The following is a 26,418-nucleotide window of genomic DNA, read 5'->3' as shown; positions in this document are numbered from 1 at the left end:
TCGAACAATTGGAATCTATGCAACCTTTCAAGACACAATTCACCCTATCTCGGGATTACCTTGCCGAGTGTTTTGATCAATCCCAGCCCCATGGTAAAGGTGCCAAGCCCAATTACCTGTTCCCGGTGTTATTACTTGCTGCAGGTTCCGCAACACTGATGTTTACCGAGCAACCCAAAGTCCCGGGCTACCTGCTGGTGGCCCTGGGTATTCTGGAGCTACTGCATATTCGATTCCGGCGGGCGTGGTGGCTGGCACGGCAGATGATGAGCAAAAGTGCCAATTCCGAAGTGACCTTGACGGTTGATGAAGGTGGGATAACAACCGAGAGCGACTATACAAAAGCAACGCTCTCGTGGTCCGATATCGAGCGGGTTATTGAAACCGAGTTGGGGCTGATTCTGGTCAGCAAAACCGGGGGGCAGCAGTACTTGTCGAAATCCCTGTTTACTGACGAGCTGGTGCGCGAGATTGTTGCAAGAGGGCAATAGATCCTCACTCCATTAACGCACCGGCGGTCCCTGGCAGAAAACCTGCGCAGATCACCGCGAAAGGTCGATCTGCGCATTGGCTATCTGCCAGGCCGACGAACATCGGCTGGGTCACCTAGATTTCGCAAAAGTCCTTGATCGCGTCTTTAAATGCCTTGACGCTGTCGAAGCCATGGAAAGCGGCTGCCGCCGCTATGCCGCCGTGTATACCCGCCTGGGTGGAAATGCTCTGGCCAGAGCAGTTGGGTGCGCCGGGCGTTCCACCGTCGAGACCGACAAACAACGTCAGCTCGGTATTGCCGTATTCCAGGAACAACTTGAGCCCTCCTTCCAGCGGTATATCCAGATCGATGCCCTCGATACTGCTGAATTCACCCAGATGGCTCGCATAGGTGATCAGCGCAAAGCTGTCCTGAAAGCTGGGCGCGAAGCCATCGCTAAACTCGACGTTGAGCGTGCCGTTAAACTGCACATTCTGCATATTGAGCTGGTCGTGCTCGAGCCCCGGCACCAGCCCGCCGATATCCAGGTCAGTTTCTGAAAGAAACTCGAAGGTCGCATCATCGGTGAACGACCCCAGGCCGTTAACCTCTACGCGCCCGCTGAGGGTGGTTTCGCCGCGTATCTCGGCGCCGCTGGGGCCGCCATCCAGTACCAGTGCATGCTTGGGAAATCCATTTCCGGAAAATCCCTGATCCCAGCCTTCGACAAAGTCGATAAAGTGCCCCGCGCCAACGGTAATTGCCGCCTGTACGCTGTCGGCAATAGCACCATCGAAAATCAGGTCGCCGTCTATGGCTGACAGAGCAGCATCGGCATCGCCGACAATACTGGGGCCATCAAGGTCCAGCCGCGGCGGCCCGACAACGACGGTGTCATCGGGATCGCCTTCGGGGATGGCAAAGACCAGCGTACCTGCATCCGCAGAAATCCTTCTGGCACTATCGAGGACATAGACGTTGATGATCCCGGCCCCGCGTATCAGGCCGAAATTTTCCAGATTGCCGAGGTTGGTTTCGCTGCTGGTATTTACCAGGAACCTGGCCCCGGGCTCTATCTTCAGGTCGAATGCGTTCAGCACCCCCGTAGCTTCCACCTCGACCGTGGTGAATGGGCCCTCGGTGCCGATGGGCGGTTCGCCATTCATCGGCGGGATAATGGGCCTCAGGGGGCCAGTGGTGGAATTGGGGCCAGCAGCGGTAACGGGACCGGCGACTGCCAGTTGCGAACTGCCTTGAATGGTCAGTTTGTTTTCATCGGAGATATACAGGCTCTTGGCATTGCGGCTGTCCGTGACTTCAATCTCGGTGACGAAGAACAGGGGCAGTTGATTGACGATAAACACCTCGTCCGTTTCGTTGGGCACTTCGCTGCCCAGCCAATTGGATGCATTTGACCAATCGCCCCCGGTGAGACTGTAGAGCCGCGGTAGATTGACCTGCTCCCAGTTTCCCCCCTGTTGCATCACGAGAATGCCATTGATGGAAGGCCGGGCGCGCGATTTCGGGTAGAACGCAAACCAGTTCAACGCCTGGTGGGAAGCGCACTGTCCCACCGTCAGGCCCTCAATGGTGCTGGGTTCGTCGAATAATTCACCGACCGATTGATCCTGCTGGTCTTCCGGCTTGCACATGTTCAGGCCGCCGAGTGCCAGATGTGCACAGTCGAAATCTGCTGCTCCCTCGTTAACAAACTCATAGGCTTTGACGCCCAATGAGGCGCTGCCATCAAACTCCGGATCGACGAAATAAGAAGGCGGATTGTCTGCCTCGTTGCAGGCGGTACTGACGTCCGCACTGATGCCGAGGGCATGTGCCATTTCGTGCAATACCACGGTCACCAGATCCAGACCACCTATCGGATCTATCTCCTTACCGTTATAGGCAACTTCATAAATTTCCGGCGCAGTGCCGGAAAAGGCTTCCGCCGCCTCGAAATCCGGTACCGTCCTGGCGAGCTTGGGGCGCATTACGAATTCGGAGTCGAAGTCTGGAAAAGTGTCGTAATAGTAATTAAGGTTCGCCGAAATCCGGATTCTCGCTTCGATCGGCTTGCCGTCTTCATCTCTTTCAATAATCAACGCATCCGGGGCACCGAGGGCGGGATCCAGCCACCAGAAACTGATTGTCATCTCGTGATCGTCTTGAATTATGCTCTCAAAATGATCCGCTACCGACTCCATGATTTGAGTAAGCTCTTCCGTATGCCCGCATCCGGCCAGGTCATCATCACAAGGATCAACCGCGCCAGAGCCATTGGGATCGAATATCAGGTTGATGTCCAGCGCCCTTGTGTTGGGCGAGAAAAAAGCGATTGCGATAAAAAAGAAAAGAAAAATTACGGATGTATTACGAATGCGTGGTGTGACATTTTCCAGGTATTTATTCATTGTCGTCCCTCCGGTGACTCGGCCTTACAGCAGAAGTCAGTTTTGGTTTTGATGCCGCAGGTGAAAAGGTGGAAATTTGAAAAGTCGAAAAATGGAAATACGAGCCCTTTTTATAGACCACGTGGATTACATCCTCTATCGATCAGAGAAAATATTGGCAGTAAATGCGGCGCTATAAATTAGTGATCAGAAAAATATTTTTTGTTTCAAAAAAATATTGAATTTTGTCGATAAATTTTTGAAACAGAGTTCACGATAAAATGACGAACTGGTATTTCAGTACCAATCACCATAGTGGTTAGACAAGGCCGTCGAGATAGTTTTTTGACCCGACGCAAAAAAAGGGACCCTGGTAAGCAAGATGAAATGGGCAATCGGTTGCGGTGAACAGATCTATTTAACGTGCTGCCCGGTGCGGTATCAAAGAAGCCAGCAAAGGTGCGAGTAAAGGTACCAGTAACGCAGCAATGTTATCTTTGCCGCCACAATGCGCGGCGCGCTATGGGGTTGGTAGAGTCTGAGTTGGCCATGTGCTAGAACTACTCACAGAATAATAACGAGTGGATCTAACACCATGGACGAACTGTATAACCGACCTCACCGCCCAGCCCTCCGGCTGTTGCCAATGTTCGTGGCAGCAATGCTCAGCGCATGTAGCGACGATACGCAGCAAGCCTCCGACACGGAAACCGGTAGAGATCCGCAAGGTCGACAACAGGAAAGCCGGCAACAGGAGGATCGACAACAAATAGTCGCGCGCATCGGTAGCAGCACTATCACCCTGCAACAGGTGGATGAAAAAATCCGCCTCGAACGCCACGACCTGGCACTGGCCGAATACCAGCTGCGCTTCAATACCCTCAAATCCATGGTGGAAGCACAGCAGCCGTCGACGATCTCGGACGACGACGCGCCCGCCATAGACTGGCTACTGCCCCACCCCCAACCACCCAGACTGAACATCGACACCGGCGATCGCCCCCTGCGCGGCAACCCCGAGGCTCCGGTGACCCTCGCGGTGTTCTGCTCCTACCAGTCCGTGCACTGTGCGACCACCAATCTGGTGTTGCGTGAATTACTCGACCGCTATGCCGGCTGGATTGCGGTGGTACCGTTCGATTTTCCCATGCACTACCACCGGCAGGGGGTACAGGCCGCAGCGGCGGTGCACTGCGCCAGTGAGCAGGGCACACCCTGGGCCTACGCGGATGGTCTCTACACCCAGGCAAAATCAATGGATGAAAAGGCATTCAGCCAACTCGCCATACAGCAGGGGCTGGCACAGGACTTGTTCAACCAATGCCTGGAAGAATCCGGCCGTAGCGATCAGGTTGCCGCGGATACCGCCCTGGGCCTATCTCTCGGCCTGCAGAGCGTGCCAGTGGTGTTTGTGAACGGGCTCTATGTGAAAGGCCCCCGCACCCTCGAACACTACGCGCTGTGGATTGACCAGGAGTTGCAGCGCCTGGGACACGATCCGGCGAGTGCCCATGTGGATGCCGCCCGCTGGCGGCAGTCCGGCGACCAGATCTTCGAGACCGATCTGCCCCTGCAACTGAGCGGTACCAGTGTCTCCTCGCAGCCGGAACAGTCCACCGCGCTCCTTCGCGTCCGCAAGGCCGCGGCAGAGCAATTCTCCCCTGGGGATAAAATAATGGACGGTGTCACCCTCAAGCGGGTACACGAGCGCCATGTCACCCTGCAGGTCAATGATCATCTGGAGCGCTTGACCCTGCGCGGGGAGGACGGCGATTACGTGCGGGTGCCAATGACCACCACCACCCAGCGGGATGAGGCCACCATGCGACGCATCGAGCAGCCGGATGGTGAATCCCGCAAACTGATCCCGCCTTCCGGCGTTCTGACCCTGGGTCAGGCATGGCTGGAAAAGCAATTACAGAATCGCGCCGAACTGGAAAAGAAATTCGTCGCCGCCGAGCATGTGGTCGACGGGCACAATTTACTGCGCCTCGAGGGCATCGCAGACAGCGAGTTCTTCACCGCCCTGGGCTTTGAGGAAGGCGATGTAGTGGTGCGGGTAAACGATAGCTGGGTGCACAGTGGCCAGAACCAGCTGTGGGATGCACTAACCAGCGGCGAGGTGGTGGATGTGACCTATATGCGCAACGGGCTGCCCGAGCGGGTGCAATACGTGGTGGAAGAGGAAAGCTATTTCGAGCAGCAGGGCAGCGGCAAGCAGAGCAGCGAAGAGAGCAGTGAAAAAAGCAGCAAGAGCGATACTGGTGACGACGAGTGAACGACGGTTGAACTGTAGTTACGCGAATGCGAGATAAGGGCTCCGCAAGGAGCCCTGTTCACCGCTCGTGATTTATTTGTCCGTATTACCGTTCCACATCAGGTTCGCCACCGTGTTCTGGCCGCGAACGCTGGGATGGAAGCAGTCCCCACCATCAATATCGTCTTTGCCAAAGGTAAAGGTGCCCACATTGGTCTGGCTCGCCCCGGAATATTCCGCAACCACCTCCACACCATTGGCGCCATTGTAGGCCGCGGCCTCCTGCTGCAAGACTTCGTTGTAAATACGCTGTGCGGTATTGATGCCGGCGTAGCGTGTGGCAAAGGATTCACCGTTCATGGTGCCCCCGTTGGTGGCTATCCGGCAGATACCAAAGGTGGACCAGACACTTTCGCAGTTTACCCGCCAGTTGCCGCTCTGTTTGGCCACGCCCGCCGCGCGCAGATCCTGTACCCGGGGCACCGACCCCAGTACCACCGTGGAGCCGCTGGGCAAGCCACCCACCAGTTTGTCGAGCCCGGCTTTCACCGCACCGCGCCATTCGCTTTCGGTCAATAGCGGGTCTGAGCAATTGGCCGGGTCGACGCAGTCGCGATTGCAGATATCATTGCCGCCGAGAACCACCTCCACGTGATCCGCAACCAGTGTCTGGGAAAGAATCCGGTCCGCCTGCACACTGAAATTATCGCTGCCGCCGCGCATCTCGGAACCGGAACGGGCGGCATTCTTGTTGGCTGCAACATTCGGGTCTATGGCTTTGTACTTGTCGTGGACGCTGTTGACGCTACTGTCCCAGCCGTCGAACCAACTGTGTTCCGGCTGGTCCCCGCCCAACAGGCAGAAAAACCCGCCAGTAAAGAAGGTATTGCCGGTACAATCGGCCGCGAACCCCATGGTGATACTGTCACCGGCTGCCGTGCCTTTGGCAGGCGCGCCCAGGGTATTGATGGACCACAGCGCAGAGGTAATGGCGAGGGAAACAAAAAGACTGGCTTTATGCATTGTGTTATCTCCGATCATCCTATTTATGACTTTATTTTTTTAATGCGGTGAACGGAGACAGGTTAGTTGGTCACGCCAAGTCACGCAGATGGGTTACATGCCGTCTTAGCCACTCTGGGAACTGAATCTCAGTCCTGTCGCCCAACGCATTCCGGAGAAGCAGCGCCAGCCTTTTCCAACTAAGCGCTGCTCTGTTAATTTCAGCCATATAACAATCAGGAGTACCTATGCACTGCCCAAAATGTAGACATGAATACCTGAAACCAACCAGATTTGAAGAGGGACTTCCGGTAATGGGGTGCCCGAAGTGCGAAGGTGCCCTGTTGTCGCTGTTGCACTATCGAGACTGGTCAGAAAGGGTCAACCTCGATTCCGGGGAGGAGCCGGCGCAAGCGGAAATCTCATCGGATACCGATACCAAAACGGCCATCAGCTGCCCCAAATGTAGCCGGTTGATGGCTAAGTACTCGGTGTCCGGGTCGCTGGATACGAGGCTGGACCTGTGCGGAAACTGCGACGAAGCCTGGCTGGATGGCGGTGAATGGCAACTACTCAAGTCGCTGGAACTGGGAAACCAGGTACCCAGCGTCTTCACTGAACAGTGGCAGCGTAAGGTTCGATCTGAAAAAACAGAATTGAACCGGATCAATCGCTTGAAGAAAGTGGTGGGCGAATCCGATACGGAAAGAGCGCTGGAGATAAAAACCTGGCTCAAAGACAATAAAAACAAGGCAACCATATTGCATTTTCTGGGCACAGATTGATAAACCAATAAAACTCTGTCGACGCACCCAGACTGATGATGCCTAAAAACCAAGGTGTGCGTCGCCACAACATTATTGATGTGTGGCCCACTATGTTGCGGCCAACAGTGCCGGCAGCCGACCGAGCGCCTGCTCCCGTGGCGCATCCCACGGGTGGGCAAAACTGATGCGCAGACAATTCCGGAATTGTCCCGATGCCGAAAACAGTGGTCCGGGTGTGATCACCACCTGCTGCTGTAACCCTTGGTCGTAAAGCGCGAGCGTATCCTCGCCATCGGGCAGTTCCACCCAAACCGCCAGGCCACCTTCCGGTTTACTGACCCGGAGACTTACCGGCCAGTCATTCAGCAATTGCAGCAGGCGGTCTCTACGAGAGCGCAGTTCTGTCCGCAGGCGACGCAAATGCGCGGTGAAGCTGCCATCCGCCATGAACTCGGCCAGACCGCGCTGCACAAATTGACTGCTGGATAACTGCGTTACCAGTTTCAGGTGGAGGATACGCGCATGCCAGCGAGCACCGGAAATCCACCCAAGCCGCAGATCCCGTGAGAGGCATTTCGAGAAGGAACTGCAGAGTATCACCCGCTGATCCCTGTCCAGTGCTTTGAGAGGATCGGGGACTGCTACCAGTGCGGTATCGGCATAGATGTCGTCTTCGATAACGGCCAGGTCGTAGGTCTCCGCCAGGGCCAGCAGCCGACGCTTGGATGACACCGGCATCAATGCGCCACCGGGGGTGGCAAATGCGGGAGAGACGATACAGGCCCGCACCTTCCAGCGCTGTAAAACATCTTCCAGCGCATCGATATCCATCCCGGTTTCAAGCGAGGCTGGCACTTCGACAAGCTGCAGCCCCAGCTGCTCGATGATCTGCATCCCCCCGTAAAATCCCGGCGACTCTACCGCCACTACATCGCCGCGATTGCAGCAGGCCATCAGGGCGAGGAACAACGCGTGCTGGCAGCCCGAGGTAATACACAGCGCATCCGGCTCGCACGCCCACCCCCGCCGTGCCATGTGCAGCGCAAGTTGCTCACGCAGCGCTGCGTTGCCGGCAGGTTCGTCGTAGTACTGGAAATCCTGGCCGCTCTGGCGCCTGAGTGAGCGCCCGATGGCGCGGTTGAGAGCGACGATGCCGGCAGGCAGATCACCGGGTGAATGCTGTGGCAGCAGGTCAAAAGCCGCACTCCGGCGCATGATGTCCTGCAACAGTTCACTCACCGTAACCGGCCGCGGCGCCTCAATGCGGGCGCGGCTAACGGGGCGCCGTACCGGAGGCGATTGCAGGGATACGAAATAGCCCGCCTTGGGACGCGCCTCGACCACCCCTTGGGCCTCAAGTCGCTGCAGCGCGTGCTGCACGGTAGCTTTGGATAGTGTGAGCTCGCGGCACAGGGTGCGGATCGAGGGCAATCGCTCACCCTGCCGCCAGCGCTGCTCCTCGATGCCCCGCAACAACCACGCCTCCAGTTGCTGGTAGCGAAATTCCTGTGTCACCAACCCGACTCCAGACCCTCAATCTGTACCCATTGTATTTAATTTTTTTAGGCCTGCACCTATCAAGTGAGCCGGCTTAATCTGCCGCCGTCTATCTTTGTACGGATGTGCTGCCATGGAAAAAATTCCCGTTGTTCAGGAACCGCTTGCCCTGGATCCTGCCCCACCATCGGCCCGTGATGGCAAGCTCCACGTGCGGCTGACAGAAGGCCGCTTCCAGAATCTGCGACGCTTGATCAGCTGGCCGCTGCTCGCACTGTACTTCGGGCTGGTGTGGGTGCAGTTCGACGGCCAACCCTGGCTACTGTTTTCGTTTGAACAGCATCGGATCATCCTCTTCGGCCACGCGCTGTCGTGGCGCGATCTGTCCCTGCTGGCCGGTCTGCTGATCGCCAGTGCCGCACTGCTATTTTTCCTCGCGGTGGCCTGGGGCCGTGTCTGGTGTGGCTTCGCATGCCCGCAGAGCATCTGGACCTGGCTCTTCATCCGCGTCGAGGATATGACTGAAGGCCGCGCAGACAAACGGGCCCGGCGCGCCAGCGAGCCACTTGGCTTGCACACTCTGCTCCCTCGACTCATCAAGCACCTGCTCTGGATACTTCTGGCACTCGCTACTGCAATCACGTTCACCGGCTATTTCGTGCCCGTGCGCGAGATCCTGACCGCCGCAATGCAGCTTGAGTTATCGGCAGCGGTTTCGGGCTGGATTCTGATCATGGCCGGTATCACCTACCTGAATGCCGGGCTGGTACGCGAAAAAATCTGCCTGCATGCCTGCCCCTACTCCCGCTTCCAGGGCGTGATGTTCGACGACCATACAATAAGTGTTAGTTACGATGCGCACCGCGGCGAGCCCCGCGCTAACCGGCGAAAAGGGAATAGCAACAGTGGCGATTGCATCGACTGCGGACTCTGTGTGCAGGTGTGTCCTGCGGGAATCGATATTCGCGATGGCCTGCAGGCCGCGTGCATTGACTGCGCCGCGTGCATCGATGCCTGTGACCGAGTCATGTCGAAACTCGAACGCCCCACAGGACTTGTCCGCTTCGCCTCAGAAGCCCAACTGCAAGGCAAAAATGCCCGTTTCTTTCGCCCCCGCCTGGCCGGCTATGCCGCAGTAATGCTCGTTGCCTTCGCCGCGGTTGTGTACGGTTTCACCCAGACCACCCAGTTGCTGGTGGAGATCCGGCGCGACCGTGGTGCAATGTTCCGGCAGGTGGATGAGCAGACGGTATGTAACCTGTATCAGGTCAAGGTGGAGGGATACAGTGAACAACAACAGTTTGTGGATGTATCCATCTCCGGGGAAGGTAAATTCAGCCTGTTTGGCCCGCGGAAAATCGACCTCGCGGAAGACAATGCTTACTGGCTCCCTTACCGCGTCTGCGCGCGCGATCTGACATTACCGAAGGCTGAATTGACCTTTCATTTTAAAGGGGAGACGCTTTCCGCCTCGAGAAACACGACGTTTTTGACCAGGGTATTTTGATCCGTTCAAAGTCATGTACAGGGCACTCAGTGATCCGGCTTAAGAGGTAAACAGCCTTCGCCAGCCAAACCAGCCTGCGCGCTTTTTCTTGGCCTTGGCGCCAGTGTTGGCAAGTGAGTCGTCATACTGGTGAAACAGTTCGATCAGCGCTTCGGCTTCCGCCTCCTGGAACTTCAGTGGCTCGAAGCGCTGGTAGTTGCGGCTGCGAATAAACTGCTTTACCGCTTCCTCCGCCGGAACATACTTCATCGACCAGTCCTCGAAAAAACGTTCAGACACGGTCTTCAATGACAGAATCGTCACCTCCCGATGGCGCGCATCCGCGGCAATGCGCTGGTAGGCCTGGTTGACGGCCTGGCGCTCGCCTTCCAGCGTCTGAAAGAAGTAGCCATCACCGAAATACAGCACACCACCAATACTCGCATGCGCATTGTTTCTGCGGCTCTGCATCAGGATACGCCCCACGGAAGGTTCAACACCCTGCGTTACCGGCACAGGTTTAAAGGCAGCACGACTGGCATAGACCAGCCGGATCAATTCGCTCATAGTTCGGCCCAATTTATTCGAGATGTAATCGAAATGTAGTTGCCGTTACTACGTCGCCGATTGGGAGCTGGATCAGTTTTTAAAATCGGTTCCGAGGAGCCGCACCTTGGCGGTTAGCCGTCAAATCCATCCCAGTACGGCGGATCACCAAAATAGCTGCTGATAAAATCGATAAATGCCCGGAGTTTGGTAGCCAGCAGCTTCCGGTGGGGATAGACCGCATACAGTGCCAGCGGCTCGGGTTCAAACGCCTGCAGAATGATTTTCAGCTTGCCCGCTTTGACGGCTTCGCCGGCAATAAAGGTGGGCTGCAATACATACCCCTGCCCGGCAATGGCGGCCTGCATCAATATTTCCCCGTTGTTGCACACAATGCCCGCCGCCCCCGCTGGCTGACTTCTTTTCAGCGCGGTCATCAGCCGGGAGTCACCGGAACTCGCTTCCATGTAGCTGTAGCGCAGATAGTGTTCCGGCTTTAAGTCTTCCGGTGTATCCGGTACACCCTCCCGCGCCAGATATTCAGGGGATGCGCACACCACCAGGCGTATCGGCGACAGCCGCCGGGCGATCAGCGAAGAGCTCTTCAGCTTACCGATGCGCAGCGCCACATCGAACCCCTCTTCCACGACATCCACCTTGCGGTCATTGAGTTGCAGTTCGATACCTACCGCCGGGTGTGCTTGTTTGAAGTCCCCGATCAGCGGCGCCAGGTGGCGTGTGGCAAAAGTGACCGGTGCGCTGATGCGCAGCAGTCCCCGGGCTTCGCTCTGCATCTGTCCGAGCTGGCTCTCCATGTCCTGCAGGCGCTCCAGGATCTGCAGGGCAAACTGATAGCACTGCTCTCCCTCCTCCGTCAGGTGCACGCGCCTTGTGGTGCGGTTGAACAGGCGCACCTTGAGGTGCTCTTCCAGCTGCGACACATATTTGCTGACCAGCTGGTTCGACAGCTCCAGCTTGTCCGCAGCCTTGTTGAAGCCACCCTCGTCGGCGACCGCCACAAAGGCACTCAGCGCATTAATTCGATCCATCGGGGATACCCAACCAATTGCCAACAATATGTTGATAGTAGATCAACAAAGTACGCATTTATAGAGCAATTCGTTGCTATTAGACTGATTCCAAGCTGGTGAGGTTTCAACACCAAGCCCAACCCCAACAACTCGGAGAACGGTTATGACGACGCAAGTGATCAACAAGATTTTGAGCTCTAACACTGGACTGGGCGCCCTCGCCCTGCGGGTGCCGGTGGGCATCATCCTCGCCGCCCACGGCGCGCAGAAGCTGTTTGGCTGGTTTGGCGGCTACGGACTGGAAGGTACCGGCCAGTGGATGGCGAGCATCGGCCTGGAGCCCGGATACCTGATGGCCCTGCTGGCCGGCAGCGCGGAATTCTTTGGCGGGCTGGCGCTGGTGCTCGGCCTGCTCACTCGTCCCGCCGCGGCAGTCAGTGCCGTCACCATGCTGGTGGCCATCTTCAGCGCCCATATCAGTAGCGGCTTCTTCCTGACCAACAACGGTTACGAATACGCGCTGGCGCTGTTCGCGGCGACCCTGGCTCTGGCCATCCAGGGCGGCGGTACCCTCGCCCTGGACAATGGCCTGCGCAATCTGCTGGCTGAAGATCGCGACCCGCAAGCACTGCAACCCGCAGGCCGCACCGCCTGATAGGCCAGTATCGGAAACTAACCCGGCGCCCCCAAACCGGGGGCGCACCCAGATCAAAAAGTGGTGACAGCATGTTAGTAAATGGTGTTTGGCAGGAAGACTGGCAACCGGTGCAACAGGAAGACGACGACGGCCGCTTTATTCGGCAGGCATCATCCTTCCGCAACTGGGTAACGGTGGACGGTTCCGCTGGAGTCACGGGCCGAGGAGGCTTCAGGGCAGAGGCCGGCCGCTACCATCTGTACGTGGCCTACATCTGCCCCTGGGCGAGCCGCGCCCTGATGGCGCGTCAATTGAAAGGCCTGAGCGATGTGATCAGCGTGTCGGTGGTCAATCCGGCGCTCACCGATCAGGGCTGGGCGTTCGGCGGTTTCAGCGGCAGCGACGACGATACGCTGAACGGCGCACGCCATATGCATGAACTTTACACCCGCGCCGATCCCAATTTTACCGGGCGCGCCACGGTGCCGGTGCTGTGGGACAAACACACCGGGACCATCGTCAACAACGAGTCCGCAGATATTGTGCGGATGCTCAATACCGCTTTCGCCCATCTCGGTAGCGGTGACGCCAATAAAGCGCTCGACCTGTACCCCGAAGCGCAGCAGGCAGACATCGACGCAATGAACAGCTACCTGTACGACAACCTGAATAACGGCGTCTACCAGGCCGGCTTCGCCACCACACAATTTGCCTACGAAGAAGCGTATACCCGAGTGTTTGGCGCGCTGGATGAAATGGAATCCCGGCTAGCCGATGGCCGAGTCTTCCTATTCGGGAATGCGCTGACCGAATCGGACATTCGCCTGTTCGTTACCCTGGTGCGGTTTGATGCTGCCTATTACAGCCTGTTCAAGTGCAATCGCAATGCGCTCAGAGAAATGCCGAATCTGCACCGCTATATGCAGCGAATTCTCAACACAGAGGGCGTGAAGGAAACCGTAAACCTGTCGCATATCAAGGCGGGGTACTACTCGATCAAAGCCCTCAATCCCACCGGCCTTGTTCCCAAGGGACCGGGAAATATTTAACGCGCACGCCCGTTTTTTAAACAAGGCGGTGTCAACACGTGGAAACAGTATCCATTCACCAAAGCAGAAAAAAAAGCAGCCCGAAGGCTGCTTTTTTATTAGTCGTCCAGATAAGACGCTAGCGGCGGGCAGGAACAGATCAGGTTCTTGTCTCCGTAGACATTATCCACACGCCCCACCGGCGGCCAGTATTTTGCCCGGCGCAGGGACTGCAGTGGGAATACCGCCTCGGCGCGACTGTAGGCATGTTCCCAGCGTTCTACCGCCAGCACATCGGCGGTATGCGGGGCATTGACCAGCGGGTTGCTGTCCAGCGGCCAGTCACCGCGCTCCACTTTCGCAATCTCTTCGCGGATCTGGATCATCGCATCGCAGAAACGATCCAGCTCTGCCAGGGATTCACTTTCCGTGGGCTCGATCATCAGCGTACCGGCTACCGGAAAGGACATGGTCGGCGCGTGGAAACCGTAGTCAATCAGGCGCTTGGCCACGTCGTCGACGGAGATTCCACTGCTGTCTTTGATCGGCCGCAGGTCGACGATGCACTCGTGCGCCACCCGTCCATTAGTACCGCGATACAGGATCGGATAGTGCGCCTGAAGACGCGCGGCGATGTAGTTGGCATTGACGATGGCCAGCTCGGTCGCCTTGCGCAATCCGTCGCGGCCCATCATGCGGATATACATCCAGGTAATCGGCAAAATGCTCGCGCTGCCCGCGGTTGCCGCAGATACCGGCGCGCCACTGCGATTGCCCGGCGCCATACCCTGGCTACCGGCAGACACCGCGCCGGGCAGAAACTCTGCCAGATGGGCACCCACGGCCACGGGACCAACACCGGGACCACCACCGCCGTGGGGAATACAGAAGGTTTTGTGCAGGTTCAGGTGCGACACGTCGCCGCCAAATTTGCCCGGCTGGCACAGGCCCACCATGGCATTGAGGTTGGCTCCGTCGATATATACCTGGCCGCCGTGGCCATGCACTATGTCGGCGATCTCGCGAATCCCCTCCTCGAATACGCCGTGAGTAGAAGGGTAGGTCACCATAATGGCGGCCAGTCGCTCGGCGTGCTCGCTGGCTTTCACGCGCAAGTCTTCCAGGCTGACATTGCCGTTATCGTCGCACTTCACGACGACCACGCGCATGCCACACATCTGTGCCGACGCGGGGTTGGTGCCGTGGGCGGAGCTCGGAATCAGGCAGATATCGCGTCCCGCTTCACCGCGGCTGGCGTGATAGGCGCGAATGGCCAGCAGGCCCGCGTACTCGCCCTGGGAGCCGGCATTGGGCTGCAGGGAAACCGCATCGTAACCGGTGATCTCGCACAGTATGGATTCTAGGCCTTCGATCAGGGCACGGTAGCCCGCCACCTGCTCGGCCGGTGCCAGCGGATGCACATTGGCAAATTCCGGCCAGGTCACCGGCAGCATTTCCGCGGTCGCGTTCAGCTTCATGGTGCAGGAACCCAGCGGGATCATCGAGCGGTCGAGGGCGATATCCCGGTCAGCCAACACGCGCAGGTAGCGCAGCATTTCGGTCTCGGAGTGATAGCGGTTGAACACCTCGTGGCTGAGCAGCGCACCGGTGCGCAGCAGCTTGCCGGGAACGATTGGTGCCTCGCGGGATTCGATGTCCTCAAAGCTCAACGAATTGTCAGCACAACTACCATCACTACTATCAGCACTAATAAAGAGCGACCAGAGTGCTTCCACATCCGCGCGCGTGGCGGTTTCGTCCAATGAAATGCCCACACGCTCGTCGTCGATCACCCGCAGGTTCAAACCCTTTGCGTTCGCGGCCTGATGAAGCTCTACTGCATCACCATTGGTACGCACAGTGACGGTGTCAAACCAGCAGTCGTTTTCAATACCGGCACCCAGTTCCTGCAAACCGAGCGCGAGTACGCTGGTCAGGTGATGTACCCGGTTGGCGATAGTACGCAATCCCTGTGGACCGTGATACACCGCGTACATGGAAGCCATCACCGCCAGCAGAACCTGTGCAGTACAGATGTTAGAGGTGGCCTTTTCCCGGCGGATATGTTGCTCGCGGGTTTGCAGCGCGAGACGGTAGGCGGGCTTGCCGTTGCTGTCGACAGACTGGCCGACGAGGCGCCCCGGCAGTGAGCGCTTGTAGGATTCGCGGGTTGCCATATAGGCAGCGTGTGGTCCGCCAAAGCCCATGGGCACACCAAAACGCTGGGTGGAACCCACGGCTACATCCGCGCCCAGTTCTCCCGGCGAGGTCAGCATTAACAAGCTGAGAATATCCGCCGCCATCACCACCAGACCGCGCTGTCCATGCACATCTTCGATCACCTTACGGTAATCGCGCACCGCACCGCTGGCACCGGGATATTGCAGCAGCACGCCAAAAACCTTGCTCGCATCCAGTTCCACGAGCGGATCGCCAATGATCACCTCGATACCCAGCGGCTCCGCGCGGGTTTGCAACACCTCGATGGTTTGCGGCAGGCAGTCGCGATCCACAAAAAATGCCTGCGCTTTGGACTTGGCCATACGTTGGCACAGGGTCATCGCCTCGGCCGCAGCGGTGGCTTCATCCAGCATGGACGCATTGGCCAGGTCCAACCCGGTGAGGTCACTGACCATGGTCTGGAAGTTGAACAACGCTTCCAGGCGGCCCTGGGAAATTTCCGGCTGGTAGGGGGTATAGGCGGTGTACCAGGCAGGGTTTTCGAGAATATTGCGCAGCACCACATTGGGCGTGCGGGTGCCGTAGTAGCCCTGGCCGATAAAAGTGCGGAACGTTTTGTTCTGATTCGCCAGCGTACGCAGCTCCGCGAGAGCCTCGTGCTCGGGCATGCTCTCCGGCAGTGCCAGCGGCGCCGGCATACGGATTCCCCCCGGCACCACTTCACCGATGAAGTCGTCGATACTGGAGTGCCCCAGGGTCTCCAGCAAACGCGCCAGGTCTTCGCTCGACGGTCCGATATGACGCCGGGTAAATTCGTCGCGCCCTTCGAGGTCGCGCAGGGTGTGCTTGGCTTGCAGCATGAACATTTTCCTTCGCGGTTAAGTGTTACTCGCCATCAATCAGCGCCGCATAGGCATCGGCGCTCAGCAGGTTTTCCAGATCCGCGGCATTTTCCGGGCGCACGCGCATGAACCAGCCATCGCCCATCGGGTCGCTGTTTACCAGTTCCGGTTCATCCGGCAGTGCGCCGTTGACCGCGACCACAGTGGCAGCAAACGGCAGCGAAATATCGCCAGCCGCCTTCACGGATTCGATTACCGCGACCTCATCCCCGGCCGCCAGCTCGGCACCCTCTTCCGGCAGTTCGACAAACACCACGTCTCCCAGCTGGGATTGGGCAAACTCGGTGATACCCACGATGACCTCGTCACCCTCGACGGCAAACCACTCGTGGCTCTCACTGTATTTCACGTTGCTCATGTGTTTTTCCCTGAATTTAAATGTGTGATTCTGGTGTGACTCTAATGTGAGTCAGGCACGGCTCAACCGCGGTAGTAGCGCTGGGGTACAAACGGTGTTTTGGCAACGACGATCGGTACCGCCTTACCGCGCACCAGAGCCTGCAGGCCGGTACCGGTTTGTACATAGCCGCGATCCACATAGCCCATAGCGATGGCGGCACCGAGGGTGGGGCCGTAACCGCCACTGGTGACCTTGCCGACCACATTGCCGGCTTCATCGATAATGTCGGCACCGGCGCGCACCGGGATCTTGCCCTGCACGGAGAAACCCACACGCTTGCGCGAGACCCCTTCTGCGATTTGCCCCAGTACGATATCGGCACCGAGGAAGCCACCGGCCTTGGCGCCGTCCGCGCGGCGCGGTTTGGCAATGCTCCACAGCAGGCTCGCTTCCACCGGGGTAGTGTTGCTGTCCATATCATTGCCATACAGACAGAGGCCCGCTTCCAGGCGCAGGGTGTCGCGGGCACCGAGCCCGATCATCTGTACACGGCCGTCTTCCAGCAGCTTGCGCGCGAACGACTCCACTGCGCTGGCGGCGATGGAAATTTCAAATCCGTCTTCACCGGTGTAGCCAGAACGCGTTACATAACAGTCCTCGCCGAAAATCTCGGTGCGGGTGCCATGCATAAAGGTCAGCGCACGGGTCGCCGGCGCCAGTTCGCCGATCAATTCGCCGGCCATGGGGCCCTGAACCGCCAGCAGCGCCTGCTGACCGAGCACCCGGATATCACAACCGCGCAGGTGCTGTTGCAGGTGCGCAATATCGGCCGCCGCAGTGGCCGCATTCACCACCAGGAAAAACTCGTCTTCGGCCCAGCGGGTGATGATCAGATCATCGAGTATGCCACCCGCTTCCGAGGTCATGACCGCATAGCACTGCTGATGAATTTGCAGCGCCTGCACATCGATCGGCAGCAGTTTTTCCAGCGCGGTAGCGGCGCTCTCGCCACGCACCACCAGTTGCCCCATATGGGAAACGTCGAATACACCCACCGCTTCGCGGGTGTGCAGATGTTCCTGCACGATGCCGGCGCGGTACTGCACCGGCATGGCGTAGCCGGCAAAAGGCACCATCTTGCCCCCGAGTTCTACATGCAGGTCGTACAGCGGTGTTTTTTGGGATTCGTTTTTCATGGCCTGTTCTTCTTGATTAGCTTGTTCTTCTTGATTAGCGTGTTCTTAGCATTCAACAACGCTGACCGGCAGATCGATCGCGTTTACCGCCAGTCCGCCGCGGGCGGTTTCCTTGTATTTGTCCTGCATGTCGCGACCGGTATCGCGCATGGTGCGGATGACTTTGTCCAGAGAGATAAAGTGCTCACCGTCACCGCGTAACGCCATGCGTGCGGCACTGATGGCTTTTACCGAGGCCATAGCATTGCGTTCGATACAGGGCACCTGCACCAGGCCACCCACCGGATCGCAGGTGAGCCCGAGGTTGTGCTCCATGGCAATTTCCGCGGCGTTTTCCACCTGCCGTGGCGTGCCATCGAGTACTTCCGCGAGGCCCGCAGCAGCCATGGAGCAGGCAGAACCAACTTCGCCCTGACACCCGACTTCGGCACCGCTGATGGAAGCGTTTTTCTTGAACAGGATGCCCACCGCGGCCGCGGTGAGCAGGAAACGGATAACGTCTTCTTCCGTGGGGTTTCTGGAGAAGCGCATAAAGTAATGCAGCACTGCCGGGATGATGCCCGCGGCGCCATTGGTGGGCGCGGTAACAATGCGACCGCCGGCCGCGTTTTCTTCATTCACGGCCAGTGCATACAGGGTCACCCAGTCCAATGCCGACAGCGGGTCGGACAGGCAGGCTTCGGGGCGGCTGCGCAGTTGCTGGTAGAGGTTGGACGCACGGCGCTTCACCTTGAGACCGCCGGGCAGAATGCCATCGTTTTGCATGCCGTTGGTCACACAGTCCTGCATCACCTGCCAGATTTTCATCAGGCCAGCGCGGGTTTCCGCTTCGCTGCGCCAGGACGCCTCGTTCGCCAGCATCACATCGCTGATTTTGAGGTTCTCACGCGCGCAGATCGCCAGCAGCTCTTCCGCGGTGTTGAACTCGTAGGGCACCGCCCGGGCCTGCTCAAGGGCGTTGTCCGATTGCGCCTCGGCCTCGGTCACCACAAAGCCACCGCCGATGGAGTAGTACACCTCTTCTACCAGTACACGTCCGCGATCATCGAGGGCGGTAAAGCGCATACCGTTGGCGTGCAGCGGCAATTCCTCTTCACCGATCAACAGCAGATCCTGCGCCGGGTCAAACGCAATCACCCGCTCGCCATCGAGGTTCAGGCTGCGGCACTGCTCAACCGCGGCCACGCGCTGATCAACGGTATCGGTATCTACCAGCTCCGGTTGCTCACCCTCGAGCCCCAGCATCACCGCCTTGGTGGTGCCGTGGCCGACACCAGTGGCACCGAGGGAACCGAACATATGTGCAGATACCCTGACCACCTGGTTAAAGCTGCCGTTGTCGCGCATCAATTGCAGAAACAGGCCGGCGGCCTTCATCGGTCCAACGGTATGGGAGCTGGAAGGACCAATACCGATCTTGAACAGATCAAAAACACTCAGTGACATCTTCAGCCCGCTCCGTGCGCCCGGTATACCGGGAAGCGCGCACACAGTGCTGCCACTTCACTGCGCACCCGCTGCTGCGTGTCTGCCAGAGCCTCTGGCTGCTCAAGCTGTTCCAGGATGTCACACATCCAGCTCGCCAGTTGCTCCGCCTCAGCGGTACCCATACCGCGGGTAGTGATCGCGGGCGTACCGATACGCACACCGCTGGTAACAAACGGCGACTGTGGATCATTGGGTACCGTGTTTTTGTTGACGGTGATATGTGCCCCGCCCAGTGCGGCATCAGCCGCCTTGCCGGTCACACCGCGCTTGCTGAGATCGATCAGCAACAGGTGGTTCTCGGTACCGCCGGAAACGATATCGAATCCACGGCCCATAAATACCGCGGCCATCGCTTTGGCATTGTCGATCACCCGCTGCTGGTAAGTGACAAACTCTGGCGCCAGCGCTTCCTTGAACGCCACTGCCTTGGCGGCAATCACATGCATCAACGGGCCGCCCTGGATACCGGGAAAGATCAGCGAATTGAATTTCTTGCCCAGACCCTCGGCATCGCGCGACAGAATCAAACCACCGCGGGGGCCGCGCAGGGTCTTGTGGGTGGTAGTAGTCACCACATCGGCGACCGGCACCGGGTTGGGATAAAGTCCCGCGGCTACCAGACCCGCCACATGCGCCATATCCACAAACAGGTAGGCACCAACCTTGTCGGCAATAGTGCGGAACCGGGTCCAGTCCATCACCTGGGAATAGGCGGAGAAACCGGCCACGATCATTTTCGGCTTGTGCTCCAGTGCCAGTCGCTCGACCTCGTCGTAGTCCACCTCGCCGGTTTCCGGGTCAAGCCCGTACTGGATCGCGTTGTACAGGCGGCCGGAGAAGTTCGGCTTGGCGCCGTGGGTCAGGTGACCACCGTGATCCAGGGAAAGTCCGAGGAAAGTGTCACCCGGCTGCAACAACGCCATGTAAACGGCCGCATTGGCCTGGGAACCGGAGTGCGGCTGCACATTGGCGTATTCGGCACCGAACAGCGCGCGGGCGCGGTCAATCGCCAGCTGCTCAACCACATCCACATGCTCACAGCCACCGTAATAGCGCTTGGCCGGATAGCCCTCGGCGTATTTGTTGGTGAGTACCGAGCCCTGTGCCGCAATCACCGCCTGACTGGTGTAGTTCTCGGAAGCGATCAGCTCGATATGCGCCTCCTGACGTTCGGCTTCGGCCTGGATGGCCGCAAATATTTCGCCATCGGCGACCTGCAGATGGGTATCTGGGTGGGCATCTGGGTGGGCCATGTCTCGCTCCTGATTCCTTGTTCGGATTCTTATGTATTGAGCGATGCTAGCCCTGCCGACAGAATCTGTTAAATTTATACTTCTTATTCTTCTATAAGATTTTCTTATGCGACTTACCCACAAAAATCTTCCCACCGAGTGGCTACGGACGCTGGTTACAGTGGTCGACAACGGTGGATTCAGCCAGGCCGGTGAGCTGCTGGCGCGCACGCAGCCGGCGATCAGTCGACAGATAAAGGAACTGGAAGAGCGGCTAGGAAGGCAATTGCTATTGCGGTCGGGGCGCACCCTGAACCTGACTGAGAGTGGCCTGCGGGTCTACGACCAGGCCAAGAGAATCCTCGCCCTCAACGACGAGCTGGTATTCGAATTCAGCGGCGCATCAGTAACCGGGAAACTACATCTGGGGATTCCCAGCGAATTCGCCTCGGTATTGCTGCCGCGGATTATCGGGCAATTCTCGCAGAGCTACCCCGAGGTCTCGCTGCAGGTCACCAGCGACCTCAGCCGAAACCTGCTGGCAAAAGGAAACAGGGACAGGTTTGACCTGATTCTGGCGCTGCAGGAGAAACCGGATACCGCTGAAGGGCAATTGGTCATCCGCGATGATTTAGTGTGGGTTGCCAGCCACAAGCATTCCGCACACCTGTTGAAGCCACTACCTCTGGTACTGGCACCGGATGGCTGCATCTATCGCAAGCGCGCCGAATCCGTATTGCAGTCCGCGAGCATCGCCTCGCGCAACGTCTTCACCATCCCCGACCTCAATGGCATCCAGTCGGCACTGGAAGCGGGCCTTGGCATTACCGCCCTCTGCCGCAGTACCGTCCCGGAGTCCCTACGGGTACTCAGACCCTCCCGCAGCCTGCCAAAACTTGGAGAGATTTCCATCGGGCTGCACTTCAAAAACCGCCGGCCGACGGAAGCGGCAATGCGTTTGGCGGAGCACCTACAGAGTGGCCTGAATGCGCAGTGACCCGCCCTTTTACAACATTACCGTCAACGGAAAGTCGGTAGCTCAAGGTGTACGGCTATAAGGCCCGAAATGTTTCCCGGTAGCTAATTCGTCGATCGCGCGGGCAAGGTCGTCTTGGGATGCGACCGGAGAAAAGATCCCGAACACGAGCTTGTCTCCGATAACTTCCTGAATAATCGCCTCGTCGACCAGCTTTCGACTATAAGAGAAACCATAGACCAATGCTGTGTCGCAAAGGATGTTGATCCTGCGGGGAATGCCCTCACTGAAATGGCCAATAACCTTACAGGCTGCCGGGGTAAACAGGGGCGTCTTCCGGCCGGCAACCGACAAACGAAACTCGATATAGCTCTGCACCTCAGACTCTTCCAGCGGTCGAAGACGAAAATCCACCGCAATACGCTGCGCAAACTGGCGAGATTCAGGCCTCTCCAATAGATACTCCAGCGCGGGTTGCCCTGTCACAATAATTTGCAGGAGTTGATGCTTGTCGGCATTGATATTGGACAACAAGCGCAACTCTTCCAGCGCTTCCGGAGTCAGATTTTGACCTTCGTCCACAATAAGAACGACACGTCGCCCCTCGCGATACTGACCGATCAGAAACTGCTGGAATCGATCGAATAGCGCCTGAGGAGACATACCATCAAAGGGCTCACCAAAAGCCTGCATCACCCAGGCGAGTAGATTCGACTGACTCCAGTGCGTATTGCTAACCAGGCCCACAGTGGTTGACTGCGGTAAACTATCCAGTAATCGACGAATGAGTGTGGTTTTTCCTACACCAACCTCACCCGAGATGACTGCGAAACCGGCCCGGTTTTCGATGGCGTATTCGAGCATCGCATAACCGAGCCGATGACGTCGACTGAAGTATAAAAAGCCTGGATCGGGCTGGATCGAAAAAGGCTTTTCTGTCAGACCATAATACGGTTCGTACATCAAAGCCGCCTAAAGACGCCTAATCGCCGATTCAACATCATCGCGAAATGGGAAGTCACCACCCGAGGTAAGCTCCAAGGCTAACTGTAGCTCCCTACGGGCAAGCTCCTTCTCCTCGAGAGCCATGTAGGTCATACCGAGATGGTAGCGGAATACGGGCATAGCCGGCGTTTCTCGGACAGCATCTTCTATTAGGCCGCGCGCGTCCTCGGGTTTACCAAGACGGAAATAAGTCCATCCCAAAGTATCCTTGAAGTGCGGCACCTCAGACTCCTGAAAGCGACGCGCCAATTCATGTGCACGAAGTAAACTGTCGTGGTCGTCTCTGTGTTCAGACAAAAGGCTGGCAAGGTTATTGGCAACAATATCTGCGTTGGGGCGGACATCGATAAGCTTTTCGTACCCGGCTATGGCCTCATCAAAAACGCGCTGATTCTCCAACAGTCCTGCTTTGGCAAGGCTGAGGTTAAAATCGCCGGGAACGAAAGCCAACCCCCGATCAAGGGTAGCCAGCGCCTCCTTCCACGCACCCAGACGAGACTTTGCCAGAGAAAGATATTGATACGCAGCGGTGTTAGCAGGTTCCCGTTTCAATACCTGAGAAAAAGACCGGATTGCCGGCCTTTCCTTCCCCTCGGACAAATAAACTTGTCCCTTTAATAAGCGGGCCGCGGTGCTATCTTCCTGTGCAGAAATTACCGAATCGAGGAGATCGTGCGCTTCGTCCGGCTTTCCGGCGCGCAGGTACGCAGCAACCAATGCATTCATAGAACCCTGCGTATCGGGAGAAATTTGATAAGCCCGTCGGAAAGCATCAATACTCTTTTCGTTATCCGATTGTGCCGCGTACAGCGACCCGAGAACCTCGTAGCCAATTTGTTCATCCACCACCCGTATACGATCCACAACAGAATGTGCACCCGACCAATCACCGGAAATGATGCGTATGCGAGCAAGTAAAATCAGCGACTCGATATTTTCAGGATACGCACCCAACACATCCTCAACCACTTGCGCTGCCCGATGAGGTCGCTGTAACTTGATAAGATATTTTGCCAGTGGCAGCCCAAATTGAGGCGATTGACCACCAACTTCGAAGGCACGAAAATAACGGTCCTCAGCGAGATCTCTCATTCCCGCCAACTCGTGGGCCTTCCCGAGCAGGAAAAGTGCCCTGGTTGAATCGGGGTCATCATTCAGGATCCTTCGCAAGTTCGATACCGCTTCACTTAGTTGTCGCTGTTCGATCTGCCGATAGGATTGAATCAATAACGCCTGTTCATCTCTCGGGTCCTCAGACAGTACTGTATCAACCAGCATCATGGCCTGGTCATACTGACCATTTTCCAGCCGAAACGCAGCCAGTAATCCCAGAGCCTTGTGCTTACTGTCCACGGATGTTGCGATATCAGCAATGACTTCCAAAGTTTCCCCGACGCCCTCGCGATCCCCAATCCTGTGCTGCAATTGCACCATCAGAAAACGTAGGTCTGTAGACGCGGGCTCTTCGGCCAAAAGCTTTTCCAGCTCTGCTATCGCCACCGCCGGACCCCGAGTGCGGTTAAGTAGGCGAATTAATTCCATTTGGGCCCGGCTATCCCCGCCCCTTACAACAATGAGATCACGATATACCCGCTCCGCGTCGTCCACTTTCGATTGGCTCAGGTACAAATGCGCCAACAGATAATGGAACGCATCTGTTTCTGGATATAACTCTATCAGATGCTCGAGAACGCGCTCCGAAGAGCCTGAACGATCCAGACGATTGAGTGCTTCAACCTTGATTAGCTGAAGTGCCACATTCTTTTCATCGTGCGCTATACCACGATCCAGATACTCAAGCGCTTCCGAGAGGTTTCCTCGCTCCAGGCGTTCCGTAGCAAGCACGAGTAGAGCATCAGAGTTACCGGGATCCGCTGCGAGGGCGCGATGAGCCAGATCAGCAGCACCCTCTATGTCCTCCAACGTATATATGATCGCTGCACGTAAAGCCAATACGCGAGCATCATCCGGAGCCAGTTGCAGACTCGCAGTACTAACCCCAAGAGCACGCTCCAATTGGCCAGCCCCGAGTAAAAGCCTGACCTGCTCGATATGAGCGTCCAGGTTTCCCGGGTCAGACTCAACTACCCTGTCGAGTAATGAAAATGCCTCCGACCAGTCCGAATCCTGCTTCGCGACTCTGGCCAATCCGTACCATGCCGGCGCCAGCTGGTCATTAATCTGCAGTGCGTTTTTAAACTCCAGCCTAGCCTTAACAGGGTCACCATTCCCCAGAAAAGCTTCCCCTTTTTCCACGTACTGACGCGCCTTCTCTTCGGGTGAATCGCAGCCGGAGATTAATGCACAAAATACATATACAGAAATTCGATAGGCCAATCGCATCAGATAATATCCTTTTTAAATTTCGAGCCCACTCCCGCCGGCACATAATCGGGAACGACGGAAATTACATCTGAAATAAACGCTTTAATCCGGGCATCCGCCAAGGTTATATCTTCACCACGGTGCACTACCGTGGTAACTCTGATCAGCGCGCCATCCGTTCTATTCATGGTTATTGAGTCAGACATCAAATACCATTTCAGCCAATATTCGTTGGCCAGCCGGCGACCACGCTGCTCAAACCAGTAGTAAACCAGTTGCCTTTCTGAATTAAGCTCCAACTCGGCACGATTCAGCGGGAAGCTGGTGCCATCATCAAGACTGTGATCTACCGTACTGAAATCAGTAATCGTCCATCCACCACCAGGAATACAAATTCTCGGAGAATGTACCGACCTACCCTCTAGCTGCGACGTGTAATACGCAGCATAAAAATTTACTGTGTCACCGTCAGCTTGCTCGAAGTCCACCAGAAGGTAATCGTCTGCAGCCAAAACCTTTTCAACTTCTTCTTCTAAAACAGCTTCAACACCCACCCAGGAGCCAAGCTTAAGTGGGAAATGCGCAAAATCCATACGCGAAGGAATCGAAGCCTTCTCCGTATCCAACATCAAAACTGCTGAAAAGGAAATCGCCAATAAAATTGTTGTGAAAGGCGGCAACCAACTGTATCGACGATCGCCGCTGGTTAAAGGCCTATCTGCCAGTTCCGGAACCCGCAATAGATCACGCATTGGGCGCGCCAGTCCGCTTCTGTCCAGCAACCAGATTTCAAACAAGAGAAGTGCAGCACACACCATGAAAATGAGCCATCCTTCGAAGAAATGCAGGAATCCGTCAGCCATGTCATTCCCCCAGCTGCTGACCAAAATTCCGATTACTGCGATACGAAAGCTGTTCATCATCGCCACAATGGGCACGACCGAAAGAAAAACCAACAGTCTCTTCCAAAGGGGCGCGGCATAAAGATATGCCGCTATAGCACCCAAACTCAGTAGTGGGTATAGATAGCGTAACCCGCTACATGCATCGACGACCTGCAGCTTGTAGTGGCCAAGATCTATCAGATTTCCTTGTAAGTGCACCGAAATACCGACGACCCTCAGTATCTCAACGCCGATACGCGAGGACAGTAGCTGAAGCCCCCAGGAAAGCTGGGAATCAATAAAATTGGGGATAGGTACCGCGAAGAGTAAAAGCACGAGCGATGCAGAAAATACCCGCAGTAGCGAAAACCCACCCCAAATTAGAACAAGGCCTAAAAGGCAGCAGATGAAGCCAATCTGCACCAAGATATATATCGAACCTAGCTCCCCGACAACAAGCAGTATCAGTGCGATTAAAACCAGAAAAATTCCAGATACTGAAGGTGAGTCTATGCTTTTAATTACCAGATCGCGTCGATACCACAGTAAAAATAGACTTAAAACTGGGATAAAAAATCCGTGGCTGTATTCTTCTCGGTCAAGCCAATGCGAAACAAGGTCTTCTAGACCCCTATAGAAGGCTGCCAACGTAAGAACCGACACTAAAAATACGAGTATCAACCCCAAATTAACGCCTAGAATACTTCTCGGCACCATCTTTAAAAAAGCACTACTCATCCTGAGTCAGCACAAAGCGCCTCCACTAAAATTCAATTATT

The 26,418-nt window shown here is 56.8% G+C and carries 20 protein-coding genes; 7 read left to right on the top strand and 13 right to left on the bottom strand.

What is annotated here, in order from left to right:
• Positions 1 to 17 precede the first annotated feature (17 nt).
• Positions 18 to 491 carry a YcxB family protein gene (locus GRX76_RS08480; protein WP_160152915.1) on the top strand — a complete coding sequence of 158 codons (474 nt, stop codon included), beginning with the start codon at positions 18 to 20 and terminating at the stop codon, positions 489 to 491.
• 115 nt (positions 492 to 606) lie between these two features.
• On the opposite strand, the gene GRX76_RS08475 is transcribed toward GRX76_RS08480, so the two are convergent.
• Positions 607 to 2,880 carry a hypothetical protein gene (locus tag GRX76_RS08475; protein ID WP_160152914.1) on the bottom strand — a complete coding sequence of 758 codons (2,274 nt, stop codon included), beginning with the start codon at positions 2,878 to 2,880 and terminating at the stop codon, positions 607 to 609.
• Between the two features lie 640 nt (positions 2,881 to 3,520).
• On the opposite strand from GRX76_RS08475, the gene GRX76_RS08470 reads away from it, so the two are divergent.
• Entirely contained in the window at positions 3,521 to 5,137 is a 1,617-nt protein-coding gene (locus GRX76_RS08470; RefSeq protein ID WP_160152913.1) for a thioredoxin domain-containing protein, read from the top strand.
• A gap of 72 nt (positions 5,138 to 5,209) precedes the next feature.
• On the opposite strand, the gene GRX76_RS08465 is transcribed toward GRX76_RS08470, so the two are convergent.
• Positions 5,210 to 6,139, bottom strand: coding sequence for an SGNH/GDSL hydrolase family protein (locus tag GRX76_RS08465; RefSeq protein WP_160152912.1), 930 nt, complete (start codon positions 6,137 to 6,139; stop codon positions 5,210 to 5,212).
• Between the two features lie 227 nt (positions 6,140 to 6,366).
• Between GRX76_RS08465 and GRX76_RS08460 the strand changes: the two genes are divergently transcribed.
• A complete protein-coding gene (locus tag GRX76_RS08460) occupies positions 6,367 to 6,903 on the top strand; it encodes a zf-TFIIB domain-containing protein (RefSeq protein ID WP_160152911.1) in 537 nt (178 codons plus the stop codon).
• Between the two features lie 90 nt (positions 6,904 to 6,993).
• On the opposite strand, the gene GRX76_RS08455 is transcribed toward GRX76_RS08460, so the two are convergent.
• Entirely contained in the window at positions 6,994 to 8,400 is a 1,407-nt protein-coding gene (locus tag GRX76_RS08455) for a PLP-dependent aminotransferase family protein (RefSeq protein ID WP_160152910.1), read from the bottom strand.
• Between the two features lie 115 nt (positions 8,401 to 8,515).
• Between GRX76_RS08455 and ccoG the strand changes: the two genes are divergently transcribed.
• Positions 8,516 to 9,889, top strand: a complete 1,374-nt coding sequence (ccoG, locus tag GRX76_RS08450) for a cytochrome c oxidase accessory protein CcoG (RefSeq protein ID WP_160152909.1) — start codon at positions 8,516 to 8,518, stop codon at positions 9,887 to 9,889.
• Positions 9,890 to 9,928: 39 nt separating this feature from the next.
• On the opposite strand, the gene GRX76_RS08445 is transcribed toward ccoG, so the two are convergent.
• Both GRX76_RS08445 and GRX76_RS08440 read right to left on the bottom strand, forming a co-directional pair.
• Entirely contained in the window at positions 9,929 to 10,435 is a 507-nt protein-coding gene (locus tag GRX76_RS08445) for a BLUF domain-containing protein (protein ID WP_160152908.1), read from the bottom strand.
• Between the two features lie 113 nt (positions 10,436 to 10,548).
• Positions 10,549 to 11,463 carry a LysR family transcriptional regulator gene (locus GRX76_RS08440; protein ID WP_160152907.1) on the bottom strand — a complete coding sequence of 305 codons (915 nt, stop codon included), beginning with the start codon at positions 11,461 to 11,463 and terminating at the stop codon, positions 10,549 to 10,551.
• Positions 11,464 to 11,608: 145 nt separating this feature from the next.
• Between GRX76_RS08440 and GRX76_RS08435 the strand changes: the two genes are divergently transcribed.
• Complete coding sequence (locus tag GRX76_RS08435) at positions 11,609 to 12,100, top strand: DoxX family protein (RefSeq protein ID WP_160152906.1); 492 nt, start codon at positions 11,609 to 11,611, stop codon at positions 12,098 to 12,100.
• A 71-nt stretch (positions 12,101 to 12,171) separates the two neighbouring features.
• The gene (locus tag GRX76_RS08430) at positions 12,172 to 13,131 is read left to right on the top strand and encodes a glutathione S-transferase family protein (protein ID WP_160152905.1); all 960 of its coding nucleotides are present in this window, start codon (positions 12,172 to 12,174) and stop codon (positions 13,129 to 13,131) included.
• Positions 13,132 to 13,229: 98 nt separating this feature from the next.
• On the opposite strand, the gene gcvP is transcribed toward GRX76_RS08430, so the two are convergent.
• The 5 genes from gcvP to glyA form a co-directional block, all read right to left on the bottom strand.
• Positions 13,230 to 16,151: an aminomethyl-transferring glycine dehydrogenase gene (gene gcvP / locus GRX76_RS08425; protein ID WP_160152904.1), complete on the bottom strand. Its 2,922-nt coding sequence runs from the start codon at positions 16,149 to 16,151 to the stop codon at positions 13,230 to 13,232.
• Positions 16,152 to 16,176: 25 nt separating this feature from the next.
• Positions 16,177 to 16,551 carry a glycine cleavage system protein GcvH gene (gene gcvH / locus GRX76_RS08420; RefSeq protein ID WP_160152903.1) on the bottom strand — a complete coding sequence of 125 codons (375 nt, stop codon included), beginning with the start codon at positions 16,549 to 16,551 and terminating at the stop codon, positions 16,177 to 16,179.
• A gap of 62 nt (positions 16,552 to 16,613) precedes the next feature.
• Positions 16,614 to 17,729, bottom strand: a complete 1,116-nt coding sequence (gene gcvT, locus GRX76_RS08415) for a glycine cleavage system aminomethyltransferase GcvT (RefSeq protein WP_160152902.1) — start codon at positions 17,727 to 17,729, stop codon at positions 16,614 to 16,616.
• Between the two features lie 45 nt (positions 17,730 to 17,774).
• Positions 17,775 to 19,175: an L-serine ammonia-lyase gene (locus GRX76_RS08410; protein WP_160152901.1), complete on the bottom strand. Its 1,401-nt coding sequence runs from the start codon at positions 19,173 to 19,175 to the stop codon at positions 17,775 to 17,777.
• A 2-nt stretch (positions 19,176 to 19,177) separates the two neighbouring features.
• Positions 19,178 to 20,470: a serine hydroxymethyltransferase gene (glyA, locus tag GRX76_RS08405; RefSeq protein ID WP_160152900.1), complete on the bottom strand. Its 1,293-nt coding sequence runs from the start codon at positions 20,468 to 20,470 to the stop codon at positions 19,178 to 19,180.
• A 106-nt stretch (positions 20,471 to 20,576) separates the two neighbouring features.
• Here glyA and GRX76_RS08400 point away from each other — a divergent pair, with 106 nt between their 5' ends.
• Positions 20,577 to 21,446: a LysR family transcriptional regulator gene (locus tag GRX76_RS08400; protein ID WP_160152899.1), complete on the top strand. Its 870-nt coding sequence runs from the start codon at positions 20,577 to 20,579 to the stop codon at positions 21,444 to 21,446.
• 42 nt (positions 21,447 to 21,488) lie between these two features.
• Here GRX76_RS08400 and GRX76_RS08395 read toward each other — a convergent pair whose 3' ends face one another.
• From GRX76_RS08395 to xrtD, 3 genes are read right to left on the bottom strand one after another with little or no spacing between them, the layout of a single operon-like run.
• Positions 21,489 to 22,388 carry an ExeA family protein gene (locus tag GRX76_RS08395; protein ID WP_160152898.1) on the bottom strand — a complete coding sequence of 300 codons (900 nt, stop codon included), beginning with the start codon at positions 22,386 to 22,388 and terminating at the stop codon, positions 21,489 to 21,491.
• Positions 22,389 to 22,397: 9 nt separating this feature from the next.
• Complete coding sequence (locus tag GRX76_RS08390; RefSeq protein ID WP_160152897.1) at positions 22,398 to 24,773, bottom strand: tetratricopeptide repeat protein; 2,376 nt, start codon at positions 24,771 to 24,773, stop codon at positions 22,398 to 22,400.
• Positions 24,773 to 26,326, bottom strand: a complete 1,554-nt coding sequence (gene xrtD, locus GRX76_RS08385; RefSeq protein ID WP_160152896.1) for a VPLPA-CTERM-specific exosortase XrtD — start codon at positions 26,324 to 26,326, stop codon at positions 24,773 to 24,775. The genes GRX76_RS08390 and xrtD overlap by 1 nt, the downstream gene beginning before the upstream one ends.
• Positions 26,327 to 26,418 lie beyond the last annotated feature (92 nt).

The organism is Microbulbifer sp. ALW1 (genome assembly GCF_009903625.1).
GTDB lineage: Bacteria > Pseudomonadota > Gammaproteobacteria > Pseudomonadales > Cellvibrionaceae > Microbulbifer.
This window is presented reverse-complemented; position numbering and strand designations above follow the sequence as displayed.